The organism is Nocardia sp. CDC153, from assembly GCF_035818515.1.
In the GTDB taxonomy this organism is placed as follows: Bacteria; Actinomycetota; Actinomycetes; order Mycobacteriales; family Mycobacteriaceae; genus Nocardia.
On record NZ_JAYKYU010000003.1, the window covers coordinates 922,665 to 939,595 of the forward strand.

At 69.0% G+C, this 16,931-nt stretch carries 14 protein-coding genes; 5 read left to right on the forward strand and 9 right to left on the reverse strand.

Translation table 11 applies throughout. The features are described from left to right. Positions 1-13: 13 nt before the first annotated feature. Positions 14-2,203 (reverse strand): protein kinase domain-containing protein, encoded by a 2,190-nt coding sequence (locus VMT65_RS20895; protein ID WP_326309989.1) that lies wholly within the window; start codon positions 2,201-2,203, stop codon positions 14-16. Further along, positions 2,200-4,710 carry a serine/threonine-protein kinase gene (locus tag VMT65_RS20900; protein WP_326309990.1) on the reverse strand — a complete coding sequence of 837 codons (2,511 nt, stop codon included), beginning with the start codon at positions 4,708-4,710 and terminating at the stop codon, positions 2,200-2,202. Before VMT65_RS20900 ends, VMT65_RS20895 begins: the two co-directional genes overlap by 4 nt. Before the next feature lie 145 nt (positions 4,711-4,855). On the opposite strand from VMT65_RS20900, the gene VMT65_RS20905 reads away from it, so the two are divergent. Next, positions 4,856-6,310 (forward strand): amidase, encoded by a 1,455-nt coding sequence (locus VMT65_RS20905; RefSeq protein WP_326309991.1) that lies wholly within the window; start codon positions 4,856-4,858, stop codon positions 6,308-6,310. A gap of 109 nt (positions 6,311-6,419) precedes the next feature. Here VMT65_RS20905 and VMT65_RS20910 read toward each other — a convergent pair whose 3' ends face one another. From VMT65_RS20910 to dacB, 5 genes are all read right to left on the reverse strand, one after another. Further along, positions 6,420-7,307 (reverse strand): LysR family transcriptional regulator, encoded by an 888-nt coding sequence (locus VMT65_RS20910; protein WP_326309992.1) that lies wholly within the window; start codon positions 7,305-7,307, stop codon positions 6,420-6,422. Positions 7,308-7,687: 380 nt separating this feature from the next. Further along, a complete protein-coding gene (hpt, locus tag VMT65_RS20915) occupies positions 7,688-8,242 on the reverse strand; it encodes a hypoxanthine phosphoribosyltransferase (RefSeq protein WP_326309993.1) in 555 nt (184 codons plus the stop codon). Between the two features lie 59 nt (positions 8,243-8,301). Further along, positions 8,302-9,243 carry a tRNA lysidine(34) synthetase TilS gene (tilS, locus tag VMT65_RS20920; protein ID WP_326310323.1) on the reverse strand — a complete coding sequence of 314 codons (942 nt, stop codon included), beginning with the start codon at positions 9,241-9,243 and terminating at the stop codon, positions 8,302-8,304. 150 nt (positions 9,244-9,393) lie between these two features. Then, positions 9,394-10,515, reverse strand: coding sequence for a zinc-dependent metalloprotease (locus tag VMT65_RS20925; protein ID WP_326310324.1), 1,122 nt, complete (start codon positions 10,513-10,515; stop codon positions 9,394-9,396). A gap of 7 nt (positions 10,516-10,522) precedes the next feature. Then, positions 10,523-11,989, reverse strand: coding sequence for a D-alanyl-D-alanine carboxypeptidase/D-alanyl-D-alanine endopeptidase (dacB, locus tag VMT65_RS20930; protein ID WP_326309994.1), 1,467 nt, complete (start codon positions 11,987-11,989; stop codon positions 10,523-10,525). A 173-nt stretch (positions 11,990-12,162) separates the two neighbouring features. Between dacB and ppa the strand changes: the two genes are divergently transcribed. Beyond that, the gene (ppa, locus tag VMT65_RS20935) at positions 12,163-12,654 is read left to right on the forward strand and encodes an inorganic diphosphatase (protein WP_326309995.1); all 492 of its coding nucleotides are present in this window, start codon (positions 12,163-12,165) and stop codon (positions 12,652-12,654) included. Between the two features lie 57 nt (positions 12,655-12,711). Here the strand turns inward: ppa and VMT65_RS20940 are convergent, their stop codons facing one another. Both VMT65_RS20940 and VMT65_RS20945 read right to left on the reverse strand, forming a co-directional pair. Then, positions 12,712-14,364, reverse strand: a complete 1,653-nt coding sequence (locus tag VMT65_RS20940; protein WP_326309996.1) for an MDR family MFS transporter — start codon at positions 14,362-14,364, stop codon at positions 12,712-12,714. 154 nt (positions 14,365-14,518) lie between these two features. Next, positions 14,519-15,340: a crotonase/enoyl-CoA hydratase family protein gene (locus VMT65_RS20945; RefSeq protein ID WP_326309997.1), complete on the reverse strand. Its 822-nt coding sequence runs from the start codon at positions 15,338-15,340 to the stop codon at positions 14,519-14,521. Positions 15,341-15,492: 152 nt separating this feature from the next. Here VMT65_RS20945 and VMT65_RS20950 point away from each other — a divergent pair, with 152 nt between their 5' ends. Genes VMT65_RS20950 through VMT65_RS20960 form a run of 3 tightly spaced genes read left to right on the forward strand, consistent with a single transcriptional unit; the run spans position 15,493 to position 16,923 of the window. Beyond that, positions 15,493-15,807, forward strand: a complete 315-nt coding sequence (locus VMT65_RS20950; protein WP_326309998.1) for a 2-oxo-4-hydroxy-4-carboxy-5-ureidoimidazoline decarboxylase — start codon at positions 15,493-15,495, stop codon at positions 15,805-15,807. 40 nt (positions 15,808-15,847) lie between these two features. After that, complete coding sequence (locus tag VMT65_RS20955; RefSeq protein WP_326309999.1) at positions 15,848-16,321, forward strand: YbaK/EbsC family protein; 474 nt, start codon at positions 15,848-15,850, stop codon at positions 16,319-16,321. Positions 16,322-16,374: 53 nt separating this feature from the next. Beyond that, on the forward strand, positions 16,375-16,923 hold the full coding sequence (locus VMT65_RS20960; RefSeq protein WP_326310000.1) for a flavin reductase family protein: 549 nt from the start codon (positions 16,375-16,377) through the stop codon (positions 16,921-16,923). The last annotated feature ends 8 nt before the right edge of the window (positions 16,924-16,931 follow it).

A 16,931-nucleotide genomic window follows, 5' to 3' on the forward strand; every position in this document is an offset into this window, starting at 1 on the left:
ACCCTACGGGGAGTCAGCGCCCGCCTTCGGGAATGGCGCGCACGAGCGCCCGCAGGTCCGCCTCGAGCACGCGGAACAGCCCGTAGGTGAGCACGAACGCCAGCACGCCGCCGACGCTCAGCCAGCGCAGCGGGACGATGACCAGCCACAGGTCCGCGGTGGACACGAAGGTCATGGTCGCCACCCCGAGCAGCGGCACCGAGGCGGCCGCGGCCAGATACACATTGCTGCGCCGCGCCAATCCCGTCAGCTGCCGCCGATCGGCGGGGCCGACCGAGCCGCGCGCCAACAGCTGCGGATACAGCGACCGCATCGAATACACCGTGATCAGGAAGAACGGATAGGCCAGCGCGATGGTCGCGCACACCACCTGGGCGGCGAAGAAATGCCAGAAGGCATTGTGCGGCAGGCGCGCTCCCGCGTCTTCCAGAGCCAGCGGCCAGACGATACCGGCGATCACCCACATGGCGAACGGAATCCACACCGCCCGTTCCCCGATCAGCAGGGTGTCGGCGCGGGCGCGGGCCAGCCGGGCGGGACTGTACTCGTGGCCGCGGGCCAACCGGTAGGAGACCGTGAGCGGCCGCCGAGCCAGCCACAGTAGCAACAGCGCGGCCAGCGGAAAGGCGATGACATTGTTCACCAGCGCCACCTGTTCGAAGCGATGCTGGTCCACCGCCGACAGCTCATCCACGATGAGGCTCTTGTTGATTCGAATGTTGTACCAACTGGCCATGGCATTGGGCAGGCCCACGCACAGCGCCGCGATCGGCACCGGCCAACCCCGCAGCCGCGCCCAGAGACTGCCCGGCGGCGGGTCCACCAGATCGCGCGCCCGCGCGTCCAGGCACAGGTCCAGTTGTCCCGCCAGCTGTCCCCCGGTCTGCCAGCGCCGCACGGGATCGGCCCGCAGGCACTCCAGCAGGACGCGGCGCAGGGTGGCGGGGGTGTCGGCGGGCAGGTCCGCGAGCGCGGCGGCGGGCACACCCGCGCGGCGACGCTCCAGCATCGCGGTCACCGCCTCGTCTCCGGTCAGGTCGGTGTCGTCCGCGAAGGGGATTGTGCCGGTGAGCATTTCCCACAGCACCAGTCCGAGCGAGTAGATGTCGCCCCGGGTATCCGGCAGCGGCGCGGCGGGATCCACCAACGCGGCCAGCGCCTCCGGTGACCGATAGCGCAGCGCCTCGGCCCGATTCCCGATCGCGCCGGCGGTGTTCCCCGCATTCCAATGCCCCGGCCCCAGTGCGAAATCCGCGAGTTTGGGCACCCCCTCCGCGGTGAACAGCACATTCCCGGGCCGAATGTCGTGATGCAGCACCCCGTGCCGCTCGCCGTACTCGAGCGCCGCGGCCAGCCGACGCCCCACCCACGCAACGGTTTCCGGCCAACTCATGCCGGCGATCTCCGCCCGCACCCGCGAACCGGACGGCCGACTCTCGCCCTTGGCCTCCATGGCGGTATCGATGGCCCGCAACAACAGTCGACCGTCGGCCGTGCCGGACTCCGCGCGCGAGCACGCCAGCACCCCCTCGGCGGTACCGCCCGGCAGGTACTGCATGTACAGCAGCCGCAGGGGTTTCCCGGTGCTGCCGTCGGCGATCAACCGCTGGTCGAAGACCCGCACGATGTGCTGGTGGTCGAGCTGGGCAACGGTCTCGGTGTCGCTGTCCGCGCCCACCTCGACGCGCACCGCCACCAGCCGCTGCATGGACCGCTGCCGGGCCAGGAACATGCGGCGGTGGTCGCCGCCGCCGAGGTCGGTGAGCAGATCGAAATCGTCGAGGCGACGGCCGATCTCGATGCCCTCGGGCAGCACCGGGGGCGCGGGACGCGGGCCCGCAGCGGTGAAGCGACGGCGGATCTCCGCCGCCGCCTCCGGGTACTCGTCGGTGAAGCTGTCCACATCGAGCGGCCGGAAGCGGCTGCGCGCCACGAACTCCTCGCACACCAGATCCGCGAAGCCCGGACTGTCCCCGACCTCCGGAAACTCCTCGCGGTACTCGGTGATTCGCTTCTCCAGCCCGGCCCGCCGCCAGCGCTGGCGCATGTCCACGCGCACCAGATCGGTGAGGACGGCCAGCCGGACGGTCTCTCCGTCGGGCAGGTATCCGGCCAGTCGCGGCGGTTCCCCGCGTTCGCCGCGCAGGGTGGATTCCCAGTCGGCGGCGAAGCGGGCGAGGGCTTGCGCCGGTAGTTCGCTCACGATTCGGTACCCGCCCCGTTCGGGCCCGGCCGCACCGGTGACACCACCCGTTCCAGCGCCGCCAGATCGGCCTCCAATGCCCGGAACATGATGTACACGGCCACGAACGCGGCGATCCCGCCCACACTGAGCACCCGGACCGCGACGATCACCCGCGGGATGTCGTCCGGCGGCAGGAAGGTCACCCCCGCCACCGCCAGCAGCGGAATCGACGCCGCCACCGCCAGATAGTTGGTGCAGCGTCGACCCAGCCGATGCAGCCAGACCGCGTCCTCGGCGCTGATGTCCCCGTGCCGCAGGTACATCGGATAGATGCAGCGCACCAGGTAGAAGGTCACCAGGAAGAACGGGTAGGCCACCGCGATGGCCCCGCACACCACCAGCGACACCAGAAAGTGCACGACGCCGCGCACCGGCAGATCACTGGCGGTGAGTCGCAGCGCGAGCGGGAAGGTGAGACCCGCGACCACCCACAGCGAGAACACCACCAGCGAAATGCGTTCTCCCGCAAGCAGCACGTCGGCGCGCGCCCGGCGCAGCGTGTCCGGGTCGTATTCGCGGCCGCGGCGCAGCCCGCGCGGCACCAGGATCACCGACCGGCACAGGTAGGCGATGATGATCGTGCCCAGCGGGAAGAACACCAGGTTCACCGTGGCCGTGGTGAGCACGAAGGTGCGCATGGCGGATTCGGACAGGTGGCTGATGATGAAGGCCCGGTTGTGGGCGATGTTGTACAGCGAGGCGAGCGTGTTCGGCACCGCGACGAACAGCGTCACGAGCGGAATCAGCCACGGCCGCAAGCGCATTCGCCAGCTGTGCGGGGGCGGGTCGACCAGATCGCGGGCCCGCTCGTCCAGGCACATGTCGAGCTGTTTGGCCAGCACCGATCCGCTGGCCCACCGGTGGTCGCGGTCGGGCCGCAGGCAGGTGAGCAGCACCCGGCGCAGGGCGGCCGGGCAATCCGGCGGCACCCGGTCCAGGGCGGCGGTGTCGACGCCGCCGCGCCGCCGTTCCAGCATGGCCTCGAGGGTGGTGCGGTCGCCGTGGTCGCCGGGCCCGGCGGTGCTGTCGTCGAAGGGCTTCGCGCCGGTGAGCAGCTCCCACAGCACCACGCCGAGGGAGAAGATGTCGGCGCGGGTGTCCAGATCGGCGGCATTGGTGGCGGTGCCGGGATGGCAGGCTTCCAGCTGCTCGGGGGACATGTAGGACAGCGACCCGCCGAAGTACGAGACCGGGCTGGTGCCATCGAGATTCCGGCTGAAACTGATATTGAAATCAGCCAGTTTCGGAACTGCCTCGGCGGTGAGCAGCACATTCGCGGGCTTCACATCCCGGTGCAGCACCCCGTGCCCGTCCGCGTAGTCCAGCGCCTCGGCCAGCCGACGCCCCAGCCACGCAACGGTTTCCGGCCAGCTCAGTCCCGCCAGCTCGGCGCGCACGCTGGAGTCGGTGGGCCGGATCTCGCCCTTCTCCTCCATGGCCGCGTCCACCGCGTCCAGCAGCAGCCGCCCGCTGCGTTCGGCCGCCGGGGTGGCCCGCACCCAGCGCAGCACGCCCAACAGGGTGCCGCCGGGCAGGAACTGCATGTACAGCAGGCGCAGCCGCCGCCCGGTCTCGGTGCGCAGGTCCGACATCAACCGCTGGTCGAAGACCCGCACGATGTAGTCGTGGTCGAGTTGGGCCAGGGTCTGCGGTTCGGTGCCGTGGTCGGCGGAGATCTTCACCGCCACCAGCCGTTGCAGCGACCGCTGCCGGGCCAGGAAGACACGGGCGAAGGCGCCCGAGCCGAGGCTGGTGAGCAGATCGAAATCATCGATGCGCTGGCCGATTTCGATGCGGTCGAGCAGCTCGCCGGTATCCGGCGCGCTGACCCCGCCGTCGGTCACGCGGGTGCGGTCCAGGGGAGCCGCTGGTGAGGACGCGTCGAACAGCGTCAGCTCGCCCGCGTCCGGCACCCGCGTGGTGTCGCCGTCGAACGGCTGGGCGGGATGAATGGTCGTCTCACCCGACAGGCGCGTCGAGGGCTCGAGGGTGAGGCCGCCGCGGGTGGACTCCTCCAACTGCGCGCGCCGGGTGCTCTGATCCTCCTCGTCGGCATTGAGCAGTTCCCGCAACTCGCTCGCCTGATCGGGATATTCGCGCAGGCAGTCGCGCGGATCCACGCGCTCGCCGCTGTGCCTGCGGATGACGAACTCCTCGTAGACCAAACCGGCCGGGAGATCCGGTGCGGTGAGTTCGGGGAATTCGGAACAGTATTCGCGCAATCGCTTGGGCGGCAGCGGCGGCCCGATGGGCGGGCTGCCGGGATTGCGCAGCCAGCGGTGCCGCATATCGACCCGGATGAGCTCGATGAGGGCCCCGCGGCGCAGGGTGGTGGCGTCGGGCAGATAGTCGGCGATGCGCGGAGGCGCGGCAGCGGAGTCCCAGGCCGCGGCGAACGCGGCGACCGCGCTGAATTCCGTTCCGGCCGAGTTACCCCCGGAACGGTGGTCGGAACCAGAAGTCATGTTCGTACCCATCTGGCTTCGGCAGATTCGGACAAAGAACCCGCCACACCCGACACCATCATCCCCGACCGATAGCGGGAATGATAACTTGCGGCTCACGAGCGGATCACCCGATTTCGACACGAAGCGACGGGGGAAGACGAGCATGTACGACGAGGGCACGGCGCTGACTGCCGATCGCGTCACTGCCGAAACCACCGAGGAGGCAGCGGTGGCGAGCACCACGACCGATTCCGACAGTTCACCCGAATCCCGTCCGCCCGTGGATCTGACCACGGCCGTCGGCACCGCCGCGGCGGTCCAGAACGGATCGATCTCCCCCGAGCAGGCCGTCGAGGCCGCGCTGGAACGGATTCGCGGCCGCGACCGGAAGTTGAACGCCTTCACCCTGGTTCGCGAGGAGGCCGCCCGCGCCGAGGCGCGCGCGGTGGCCGAACGCCAGGATCTGGACATGCTGCCGCTGGCCGGGGTGCCGATCGCGGTGAAGAACAATATCGACGTCACCGGCGAGGTGACCCGCGGCGGTTCGCTCTCGGGTTCGGACACGCCCGCCGACGCCGACCATCCGGTGGTGCGGCGACTACGCGCGGCCGGTGCGGTGGTCGTCGGACTCACCACCGTCCCCGAATTCGGGCTCTGGGGCGTCACGGACGGACCGGGCAGCATCACCCGCAGCCCGTGGAACACCCGCTACTCCGCCGGTGGTTCGTCGGGCGGTTCCGGGGCGGCCGTCGGCTCGGGCATGGTGCCCATCGCGCACGGCAATGACGGTCTCGGCTCGGTCCGCATCCCCGCCGCCTGCAACGGGGTGGTCGGGCTCAAGCCCGGCCGCGGTCTGGTGCCGTCGGAGGTGGGCGTGGACTCCTGGGGTGGGATGACCGAAAACGGTGTTCTCGCAACGACTGTCGCCGATACCGCGCTCATGCTGTCGGTGCTCGCCGACCGCCCGGATCTGGCCGATCTGGAGACGCCGCCGACCCTGCGCATCGGCCTGGCCACCGGCGCCCCGATGCCGCTGACCCATGTCGATCTGGCCTGGACCGCCGCTGCCGACAAGGCCGCCGCGGCCGCCTCGCAGGCGGGCCATATCGTCGGCGTGGCCGAACTTCCTTACCAGGGTGCGACTTTCGCGCTGCTGGCGCGCTGGCTGGGCAATGCCGCGCGCGAGGCCGCCACGGTCCCGCACCCGGATCGGCTGCAGCGCCGCACCCGCACCCACGTCGCGCTGGGCCGGGCGGTGCTGAAGTCGGGGCTGCTGCGGCCGTCCCAGGTGGATCGCGTGGAGGCCCGGCTGCTCGACTACTTCGAGCGCTACGACGTGGTGATCACCCCGACCCTGGCCACCCCGGCGCCGCGCGCCCGCCGCTGGCACTCGCGGCCGTGGCTCGCGAATGTCCTTGCGAGCGTGAAGTTCTCGCCGTTCACGCCGATGTGGAATCTGGTCGGCTGGCCCGCGCTGTCGATCCCGATGGGCGTTCACCCGCGCACCGGCACGCCGGTCGCGGCCCAGATCGCGGGCCCGCCCGGCAGCGAGTCCACCATTCTGCGGCTGGCCGCCCAGATCGAGGCCGCGCATCCCTGGCAGCGCCTGGCGCCCTAGCCGCGCCCGGAAACGCGAAAGCCCGGGCGGTGGCGGCAACCTCCGACCCTCTGCCGCCGCCCGCCCGGGCGTTCTAGTGAATTGTGTTGTGCCAGCAGCCCGATGCGGCCTACTGCGCGGCGACCGTTTCCTTCTCCGCGAAGCCGCCCTCGAGGACGCGGGCCGCGAACTCGAGAATGGTCGGGCGGTCGTCGTCGGCGCGCCAGGCCACCGCGAGCTCGCACGGGGCGAGTCCGGTCACCGGGCGGGCGGTCAGACCCGGCCAGCGGTACATGGGGACGTTGTTCTCGGCCAGCAGGCACACGCCCAGACCCAGGCTCACGGCCTCCAGGCGCTCCTCGGCGGTGGCCGCCTCCGCACCGATCTTGGCCGAGCGGCCGCCGCGGGCGTCCGAGCCGAGCCAGAAGTCGCGGGCCGCACCGGCTTCGGCGGGCATGGCGATGAACGGCTCGTCGATCAGATCGGCGAACTCGATGCTCTCCTGACCCGCCAGGGCGTGGTTCTCCGGCAGCAGCACCCAGCGCGGCTCGGTGCGCAGCACCTGCCAGCGGTAGCGGCTGGTGTCGGGCACCGGCAGCCACATCAGGGCCAGATCCGCCTGGCGTCCGGCCAGCCCGCTGGACGGGTCGGTCCAGGACGCGGAGTGCAGGGCGAGCCGGTGGCCGCTGGCGCTCTCCAGGTCGGTGATCAGGCCGCGCCCGATGGAGGACTGGATGCCGACGCGCAGCACCTCACCGGCCTCCTGCAGGGCGACATTGGTGACTTCCCAGAGCTCGAGGATCTTGCGAGCACCCTCGAGGAGTTCCTTGCCCGCGACGGTCAGGGCCACGCTGCGCTGATTGCGGTCGAACAGCACGACGTCGAGCTGGCGCTCCAGCTGACGGATCTGTCGTGACAGGGTGGGTTGTGCGATGTGCAGCCGCTGGGCGGCGTTCGTGAAATGCAGTTCCTCAGCGACGGCGACGAAATACCGCAGGTCGCGCAAATGCGGGTCCATAGCCCCTTGCTATCAGAATCGGTCTTGATTTTCCAGCCGTATCCGACCCGAAAGTTTGCAACAGGATCAGAAAACAGCCGTCAGGTTTGTTACAGACAGCATAAGACGCCCGTGAAACATTCTGTTAACCGGATCCGCGAATTCCTGGCCACTCAGCGGGACTCCGCCGCCCCGCGCCGAGCAAACAGTTGACCAGCGGTTACACACATCACGCCCGCAACGGGCATACCCGCCCGTCATCCCACTGCGGACACCCAGCAACAACGCACCCGAAGTGCCTAAATCCCAAACCGCAACCTCGAGTGACATTCCTCACATCAACGCGAAAAGCCGCCCCAAATCATGGGACGGCTTCGCTGTCGAGTCATCGAGGGTGGAGTTCAGCCCCCATACACCTTCGGGTCCAGGGTGCCGATGTAGGGCAGATCGCGGTAGCGCTCGGCGTAGTCGAGCCCGTACCCGACCACGAACTCGTTGGGGATGTCGAAGCCGACGGCCATGACATCGACCTGGGTGCGCAGCGCGTCGGGCTTGCGCAGCAGGGTGACGACCTCGAGCGAGGCCGGATTGCGGCTGGACAGGTTGCGCAGCAGCCACGACAGCGTCAGACCGGAGTCGATGATGTCCTCGACGATCAGGACATTGCGGCCCGCGATGTCCTTGTCCAGGTCCTTCATGATGCGCACGACACCCGAGGACGAGGTGGACGAGCCGTAGGACGAGACGGCCATGAACTCCATCTGCGTCGGCACGGTGAGCTTCTTGGCCAGATCGGTCATGAAGAAGATCGCGCCCTTGAGCACACCCACCAGCAGCAGGTCGCCCTCGGGGGCATCGGCCGGGTAGCGCTTGGCGACCAGTTCGGCGAGTTCCTCGACCTTGGCCGCGATCTGCTCCTCGCTGATCAGCACCGACGCGATGTCGTCCCCGTACACGTCCGCTGGTATCCCTTCAGTGATGTGTCGAACCGGCCGCGCCCTCGGCACGCGCGGGTTCACTCTGACCTGAGTATGAGAGTGCCATGTTCACGCGCGGCAACCAACCTGGTCCCGTCGGGTGAACCGCCGACCGCGACACCGCCCTGTCCACGCCATTGTGTGACCAGCGCCTCGACCGCCCGTAATTTGCTGTCGGTCAATGATTTTGCGCCACGCTCGAGCAGCCACCCGCGAATGACGCGGCGCCGCAGGGCGGGCGCGACAGTGGCGAGCGTCTCGATTCGCAGCGCGTCGCCCTCCCGCGTGGCGGCCAGCAACTCTCCGGCGAGCGCATCCAACACCTCCCCGTCCTCCCGCAGCTGCGTCGCCGTCCGCGCCAGCGCCGCGGCGACCCCACCCCCCAGCACCTCCTCCAGCAGCGGCAACGCCTCCGCCCGCAGCCGCACCCGGGTGAACTCGGGCGCACTGTTGTGCGGGTCCTCCCACGGGATCACCCCCAGGTCGCCACAGAGCTCGCGCGTCACGCTCCGCCGCACCCCGAGCAAGGGCCGCCCCCACGGCTCATCGAATTCCGCCATCCCCTGAATCGACCGCGCCCCGGACCCGCGAGCCAATCCCAACAACACGGTCTCGGCTTGATCATCGAGCGTGTGCCCGAGCAGCACCGGCAGCCCCTGCCGCGCTTCCTCCAGGGCGGCGTAACGAGCCCGGCGCGCCGCGGCTTCCGGGCCGCCGGAATTCCCGCCCGATCGCTCCACCGTCACCGCGAGTACCTGCGCCGACCGGCAGCCCAACTTCAGCGCCACCGCGGCCGCCCGATCCGCCACCTCCGCGGAGCCCGCCTGCAATCCGTGGTCGACGATCAGCGCGTCCACCGCCTCCGCCTCGGCACACGCGGCGGCGGTCAATGCCAGGGAATCCGCGCCGCCGGACAAGGCCACCGCGACCACACCGTCAGGTGCGTAGCGGTCCAGCCACTCCCGCACGGCACGCCGCATTTCCAGCGCGGCGCGCGTCTCGGGCAGCCGGGGCCGATCGTTCACGCCCAGATCGTCGCATGCGGGCGTCGCCTCCCCACCGCGCCGGGGCCGGGCTGGCGCATCCGATCGCACGCAGGCGCAATCGGTCCCACCCGGATGAACCGGCCGTCAGCCCAGGACGCGGCTCACCCAGCGCTGCGGTTCGCCGATTTCGTCTGTGCGGGGCAGGGTTTCGGGCTCGGTCCAGATGACGTTGAAGCGTTCCATGCCGACGGTGTCCACCACCGCGTCGACGAAGGCCTTGCCGCGCACGTACTGCGCCACCTTGGCGTCCATGCCGAGCAGGGCGCGTAGGAGGCGCTGGATGGGGTTGGTGGGGCGCTTGCGGCGCTGGTCGAAGGCGGCGCGGATGCGGGCGACCGAGGGCACCACGGCCGGGCCGACGGCGTCCATGACGTGGTCGGCGTGGCCTTCCAGCAGGGTGCCGAGCATGAGCAGCCGGTCCAGCGCCTCGCGCTGGGGTGCGGCCTGGGTGGCGCGCAGCAGGCCGATGACCCCGCTCGCGGCCGGATCCTCCGCGCCGCGGCGACGCGCCTGCACGGCCTCGGCCAGGCGGGCCAGCATATCGGCGAGCGGTTCGTCCCCGGCTTCACCGAGCACCTCGACATTGCCGCGCATGTAGTCGGCGATCCAAGGGGCGGAAGAGAATTGGACGCGGTGGGTGACCTCGTGCAGGCACACCCAGAGCCGGAAGTCGCTGGGCGGCACGGCGAGGGCGCGCTCCACCGCCATGATGTTGGGGGCTACCAGCAGCAGGGTGCCGTCGGGTCCGGTGAAGGGGTCGTACTGGCCGAGAATGGCGGTGGACAGGAACGCCAGCATGGCCCCGGCCTGCAAACCAGCCGGTTTGCCAACGAATTTGCCCGCGCCCCCGGGCTCCACGCCACTGCCGGTGAGCTGCGACATGGAGTCGGCGGCGGCCCGGATCCAGCCGGGCCGATCCACGATCAGCGCGTCCGGCACCACCGATCCGTCGTCCAGCCCACTGACCTCGCGCACCGGGCCCTCGGCCCGCACGGAGGCCGAGGCGAGTTCGGCCACGGCCTGCTCGGCGGAGTAGCGCGAGGTCCGCGGCCCGGCGGGGACCAGTGCGGAGCCGGTGCGGGCGGCCACATTCCAATCCACCACGCCGGTCAGATTGGTACGTGTTCTGGTGCGCGTCCGCTCGGCCGGCTCATGGCCTTCGAATTCAGCGGGGGCCGAAGGGTTCTCGGATCCGGTCATGTTCATCCACCCGTCAGGAGCAGCCACAGTTGCGCAGTGCGTTGGCGACGGCGTCCAGCGCGGGTCGGCTCACTTCCGGCGGGCGATCGTTCGACATGAGGGCGAACGTCAGGACCCGTCCGTCGCGGTCCAGCACATATCCGACCAACGCACTCGATACGGACAGAGTTCCTGTTTTGGCCCGGATCCAACCCGCCCCTTCGCGATCCCGGTCGACATAGCGGTTCGCCAGCGAGCCGGTGCCGCCCGCGACCGGCAGATAGTCCAGCAGCGGGGCCAGCGGCGACCCGGCGGAGCGGTCCTTGTCCGAGGCCGGGTCGGCGGCCGAATTGTCCTGCGCGACGGCCCCGGCGGGCAGGGCGGCGACGGTCAGCACCCGGTTGAGCAGGCGCGGCGGAATGTGGTCCTCGGTCGAAAGTCCGCTGTTGTCCGACATTTTCAGGCCGTTCAGATCGAATCCGGCGGCCTGCAGCACGGTCGTCATGGCGGTCACCGCACCGGTGAAGGAGGCCTCCTGCCCGATCGCCACCGCCACCTCGCGGCCGATGGCCTCGGCCAGCACATTGTCCGAGTGCACCATGGCCTGCAGCATGCGTTCGCGCAGCGGCGCGGACTGCACGGCGGCCAGCTGGGTCGCGCCCGCGGGTGCGTTGCCCACCTTCACCTTCGCGGGATCGACGCCGAGTTCGGTGGCCAGCTTCTTGCCCGCGTCCAGCGCGGGAGTGGCGGTGCGGGGCGAATATTCGACCAGCGGGTCGAGTCGTCCGCCGTCGATCATGACCGGATCCATGGGCGCGATGGACCCGCCCGCGATATCGGAGTTCTCCCAGCCGGGCGCGAAATTCGGACCGGTATAGGCGGAGGTGTCCACCGCGATCGAATCCACCCGCTGCCCCGAGGCCTTGATCTGCGCGACCAGGTCCTGCAGCTTCGGCGCGTCCGGGTAGTAGCCCTTGCCGTCCGGCTGCGCGGTGATGGTCGGGTCGCCGCCGCCGACCAGCACGATCTCACCGGGGGTCGAGCCGGTCACCACCTTGGTGGTGACCCGGTGGTCGTCGGGCAGGGTCAGCAGCGCGGCCGCGGTGGTCAGGATCTTGGCGGTGGAGGACGGGATCATGCCCTTGTCGGCGTCCTGGGTCCACAGCACCTTGCCGGTGTCGCCGTCGGACACCGAGGCCGCGAAGCTGCCCAGATCCGAGCTGCCGACCACCGGGGCGAGCGCGGCGGCCAGCCCGGCGGTGGTGGCCGCGGGCGCGGTCACCGGCGCGGGCGCGACCTGCGGAATCGGCTTCACCGGTGGCGGCGGGGCGGCGATCGTCAAGCCCCCGTGCTGGAATTCCTCGGTCCACGGCTTCAGGATCAGGGCCACCGATCCGGCTGCGGCCAACGCCATGACCAGCACCAACGACACCAGGATCCAGGTTCTGCGCCGACGCTTGGCCTCCAGACCACCGATGTTCTGCTTGCTCCGACCAAACACCTGCCGCTGTCTCCCTGATACCTGTGGTGGGGCTATGGCTGTACTGCTCGGGGCCCCGGGACGTCCCTGCCGAACCCACACACTCGCGGTCCACACTATCCTCGTTGCGCAGTCGTTCCCCCGAACGAGCTGGCGAGTCGGCAGCCATACCGCCCACCGAAGAAGGAGATGACGTGGAGTTCGACGTCACCATCGAGATCCCCCGGGGTCAGCGCAACAAGTACGAGGTCGATCACGAGACCGGGCGGGTGCGGCTGGACCGCTACCTCTACACCCCGATGATGTACCCGGCCGACTACGGCTACATCGAGAACACCCTCGGCGGCGACGGCGACCCGCTGGACTGCATGGTGCTGCTGCCCGAGCCGGTGTTCCCGGGTGTGCTGGTCGAGGCCCGTCCGGTGGGCGTGCTCATCATGAGCGATGAGGCCGGTACCGACGAGAAGCTGGTCGCGGTCCCCAACAAGGACAAGCGCTGGGATCACATCCAGGACGTCGAGGACATCCCGGAGTTCCAGCGCAAGGAGATCGCGCACTTCTTCGAGCGCTACAAGGATCTCGAGCCCGGCAAGTGGGTCAAGGTCGAGGGCTGGGAGGGCCGTGAGAAGGCCGAGAAGCTGGTCGACGAGGCGTACGCGCGCTTGAAGGAGCAGGGCTCGCACTGAGCTCCGATTACCTCGAGTGCCGTTGGGGCCGACGCGGATTCCGCGTCGGCCCTTTCGCTATTCCGCGGTGGTCAACCCGGCGGTCGTCCGCAGCGGGACCTCCCGCCAGAAAAGCACCAGCACGAACGCCAGCAGGGTGACCGCGGACGTGGTCAGGAAGACCGTCGACAGCGATTCGGCGAACCCGACCTTGAACGGGTGCGCGAGAACCGGATTCAACTTCTGGATCACCGAACTGTCGTTCAACACGCCCTGCGCGGCCGAGGTGTCGTGGTTCAAAAAGCCTTGGGACAGGGCCATATCCGCGGGATTCCCATCGTGCGCTCCCTTGAGCACGGCCTGCTGGAATTCCGGCTGCTTACCCGCCTCGAGCAGCTGCGCGCGAATATTGGGCCCGAGCCGATCGAACAGGATCGACAGGAACACCGCCGCGCCCAGCGTGCCGCCGATCTGCCGGAAGAAGGTGGCCGCGGCCGTGGACACACCCATGTCCTTGGGCGGCAACGCGTTCTGCAGCGCCACGATGAGCGGCTGCATGAGATTGCCGAGCCCGAAGCCCACGCAGAGCATGAACAGCACCACGATCCAGAACGCCGTATCGGCCTTCAGGTAGTGCAGCAGGAACAGCCCGATCGTGATCATGGCCGAGCCCAGCAGCGTGTAGATCCGGTAATGCCCGGTGCGCGAGATCAATTGCCCCGACACCACCGAACCGATCATCATCCCCAGCACCATGGGAATCATCTGCAGGCCGCCCAGCATCGGGCTCGCGCCCCGGTCCGCCTGCAAATACTGGGGCAGCAGCAGGATTCCGCCGAACATGCCCGCGCCGACCACGAACGAGATGACCACGCCGAGGGCGAAGGTCCGATTCTTGAAGATGCGCAGCGGGATCAGCGCCGCGTCGCCCAGCGCGGCCTCCACGACCACGAATCCGGCCACCCCGACCGCGGCGATGACGAAGCAGGACACCGATCGCACACTGTCCCAACCCCATTGGCGGCCCTGTTCGGCCACGATCAGCAGCGGGGTGATGCCGAGCGCCAGGATGATCGCGCCCCAATAGTCCACGCGGTCACGGGATTTCTCCACCGGCGGCAGGTGCAGCACCCGCGTCACCACGGCCAGCGTGAACAACCCGATGGGCACGTTCACCAGGAACACCCACCGCCAGCCCGCGATGCCCAGAATGCTGTGCTGTCCCGCGAACAGCCCGCCCAGCACCGGCCCGATCACACTGGAGGTGCCGAACACGGCCAGGAAATAGCCTTGGTACCTGGACCTTTCGCGGGGGCTCACGATATCGCCGACGATGGTCAGCGCCAGCGACATCAGCCCGCCCGCGCCGAGCCCCTGGATCGCCCGGAACGCGGCCAGCTCGTACATCGACTGCGAGAACGTGCACAGCAGCGATCCGGCCAGGAAGATCGAGATGGCGGCCAGATAGAAGGGCTTGCGCCCGTACATGTCCGAGAGCTTGCCGTACAGCGGCGTGGCCAGCGTCGCGGTGATCAGATACGCCGTGGTGGCCCAGGCCTGCAGCGAATAGCCGTTCAGGTCATCGGCAATGGTGCGAATGGCCGTCGACACGATGGTCTGATCGAGCGCCGCGAGCAGGATGCCCAGCAGCAGTCCGCTGAGTATCACCAGTACTTCGCGATGACTGAAGCCACCGGTCTCGGTCGATTCCCCCACGTCGGATGTAGCCATGGTCAAACCTCCAGCTCCCCGCCAACGATAGGCCGGGAACCGGAGGTACGTAATCCTTTTTCGGGACGGGACCCGAGTGGGGAGTTTTCAGGGGCGAAGCCCCTGAGAGGGTGGGGGGTTTCAGGGGCGAAGCCCCTGAGAGGTACGAGAGTTGTTATTTCCCCTTGAATTCCGGCGGGCGCTTCTGGAAGACCGCCGTGATCGCCTCGGTGAGATCCTCCGAGGGCAGGAAGGCCGCATTCCAGGTGGAAACGTAGCGCAACCCGTCGGCGATCTTGCCGCGCTTGGGCTGATCCAGCACATCCTTGATGCCCTGCACGACCAGCGGCGGATTGGCCGCGATCTCCCGGGCCATGGCGTTTGCGGCCTCGAGGACGGCGTCCTGGTCCTCGAAGACCTCGTTGACCAGTCCGATCCGCTCGGCCCGCGCGGCGTCGATGTCCTTGCCGGTGTAGGCGAGTTCGCGCACGTGGCCCTCGCCGATGATCCCCGGCAAGCGGTGCAGCGAGCCGATGTCCGCGACAATCGCGACCTTGGCCTCGCGCAGGCTGAACTTGGCGTCGGCGCTGGATAGTCGAATGTCCGCGGCCGCGATCAGGTCCAGGCCGCCGCCGATGCACCAGCCGGAGATGGCCGCGATGACCGGCTTGGTGCAGTCCGCCACCGCGGTGACCGAGTCCTGCATGCTCCGCACGTGCTTGAGGAAGTCGGTGCGCGGGGCGGCCAGGGCCTTGTCGGCCAGCAGCGGCCCGAACAGCGGGCTCATGGCGGGCAGATCCAGGCCGTAGGAGAAATGCTTGCCCGATCCGGTGAGCACGATGGCGCGCACCTCCGGGTCCGCGTCGAGTTCGCCGAAGATGAGCGGCAGCTCGCGCCAGAAGTCGGGGCCCATGGCATTGCCCTTGCCGGGACCGGTGAGCGTCACGCGGGCGATGTGGTCCTTGCTTTCGACGTCGAAAGCCTTCCATTCGGTCATCGGTCCAGCGTATCGGGGGGGCGGACGGTGCGGCAGACCGGTGTAAACGCTGTGCTAATTCTGCTGCGTCCCAGTGTTTTCCGCCCCGCCCGCGCGCCACGATTATCCGGTCCGCACATTCTGCTCCTCCCGTTTGTGAGGTCACGGTGTCGATGCATCACGGAATCGGCCTGGACCGGTTCAATTCCCTGTCTCGCCTGCGCGCGATCCACGCCCTCTACGCCTGCTGCTGCAATGTCACCTGGGCGCAGAAGATCGCCGACGGCCGCCCGTACCCGGGTCATGCCGCGCTGCTCACGGCCGCCGCCGCGGAACTGCACGCGCTGTCCGCGGTGGATCTGGAACGGGTCTTCGATTCCTGTGCGCGCGAGCGGGTTTCGGAGCACACCGTCGAGGGGGTGAATGCCCTCGTCCGCGCCCGGCTGCTGGAGCTGCTGGGCCCGGAGGAGGGCTATCCCGAATACTGATCCCCCGCACATCCACCGCAATCGCTCTACCCTGGTTGCCATGCGCCGGTCGCTGCCACCCGTCGCCTCGAGGGTCTCCGACACCTTGATCGCGCGCGGACATCACGGGGTGATCATCACCCAACCCACGCCCACCCATACCGCGCAGGAAGCGGCCGATGCCCTCGGCGTGACCGTCGGGGCCATCACCAAATCGCTGGTCTTCCTGCTCGACGACGATCCCGTGCTGCTGTTGGTCTCCGGCGCGCACCAGGTCAACCTGGACCGCACCGGCGAGCGACTCGAGGGCACCCTCACCCGCGCACCCGCGGCTATGGTGCGCGAGGTGACCGGGCAGCCCATCGGGGGCGTCGCGCCGCTCGGGCATCCGACCAATCTGCCCACCTACATCGACAACGCGCTGTCCCAGCATCAGGAGCTGTGGGCGGCGGGCGGTCATCCGAACACGCTGTTCCGCACGACCTTCGGAGAGTTGGTGCGGATCACCGCCGGGCTGGCCATCGACGTGGACTGAGCGATTTCTTACACGGTGGAATAACCGGGCGGCCCAGCACGTAGGTTCGTGACGTGAGTGATTCACCGACGCCCGGCACCGAGCTAGACGTGCCCGACGACCTGAGCGGGATAACCGCGCAGCAGTATCGCGCCGCCATGCGGCACTATCCGGCGGGCGTCACCATCGTCACCCTGAACTCCACGGACGGTCCGGTGGGTTTCACCGCGACCTCGTTCGCCTCGCTCTCGGCGCAGCCGCCGCTCATCTCGTTCAATATCGCCGAGACCTCGTCGAGCATCGAGGCGATGCTGCGGGCCGAATCGTTGGTGGTGCATTTCCTGGGGGAGCATCAGAAGCATCTGGCGCAGCGGTTCAGTCGGTCCGCCGAGGAGCGCTTCACCGACCGGTCGCTGTGGACCAGTCTGGGGACCGGTGAACCGGTGCTGCACGGCACCCCGATCTGGGTGCGCGCCACGGTCCACCAACTGATTCCGATCGGTGATCACACGCTCGTCATCGGCCTGGTCACCCAGGTGCACGACAATACCGAGAGCTCCCCCGCTGTCGGCCCGCTCGTGTATTACAACGGCGCGTACCACCGCGCCGAGATCGCCGACTGAGCTGGGCC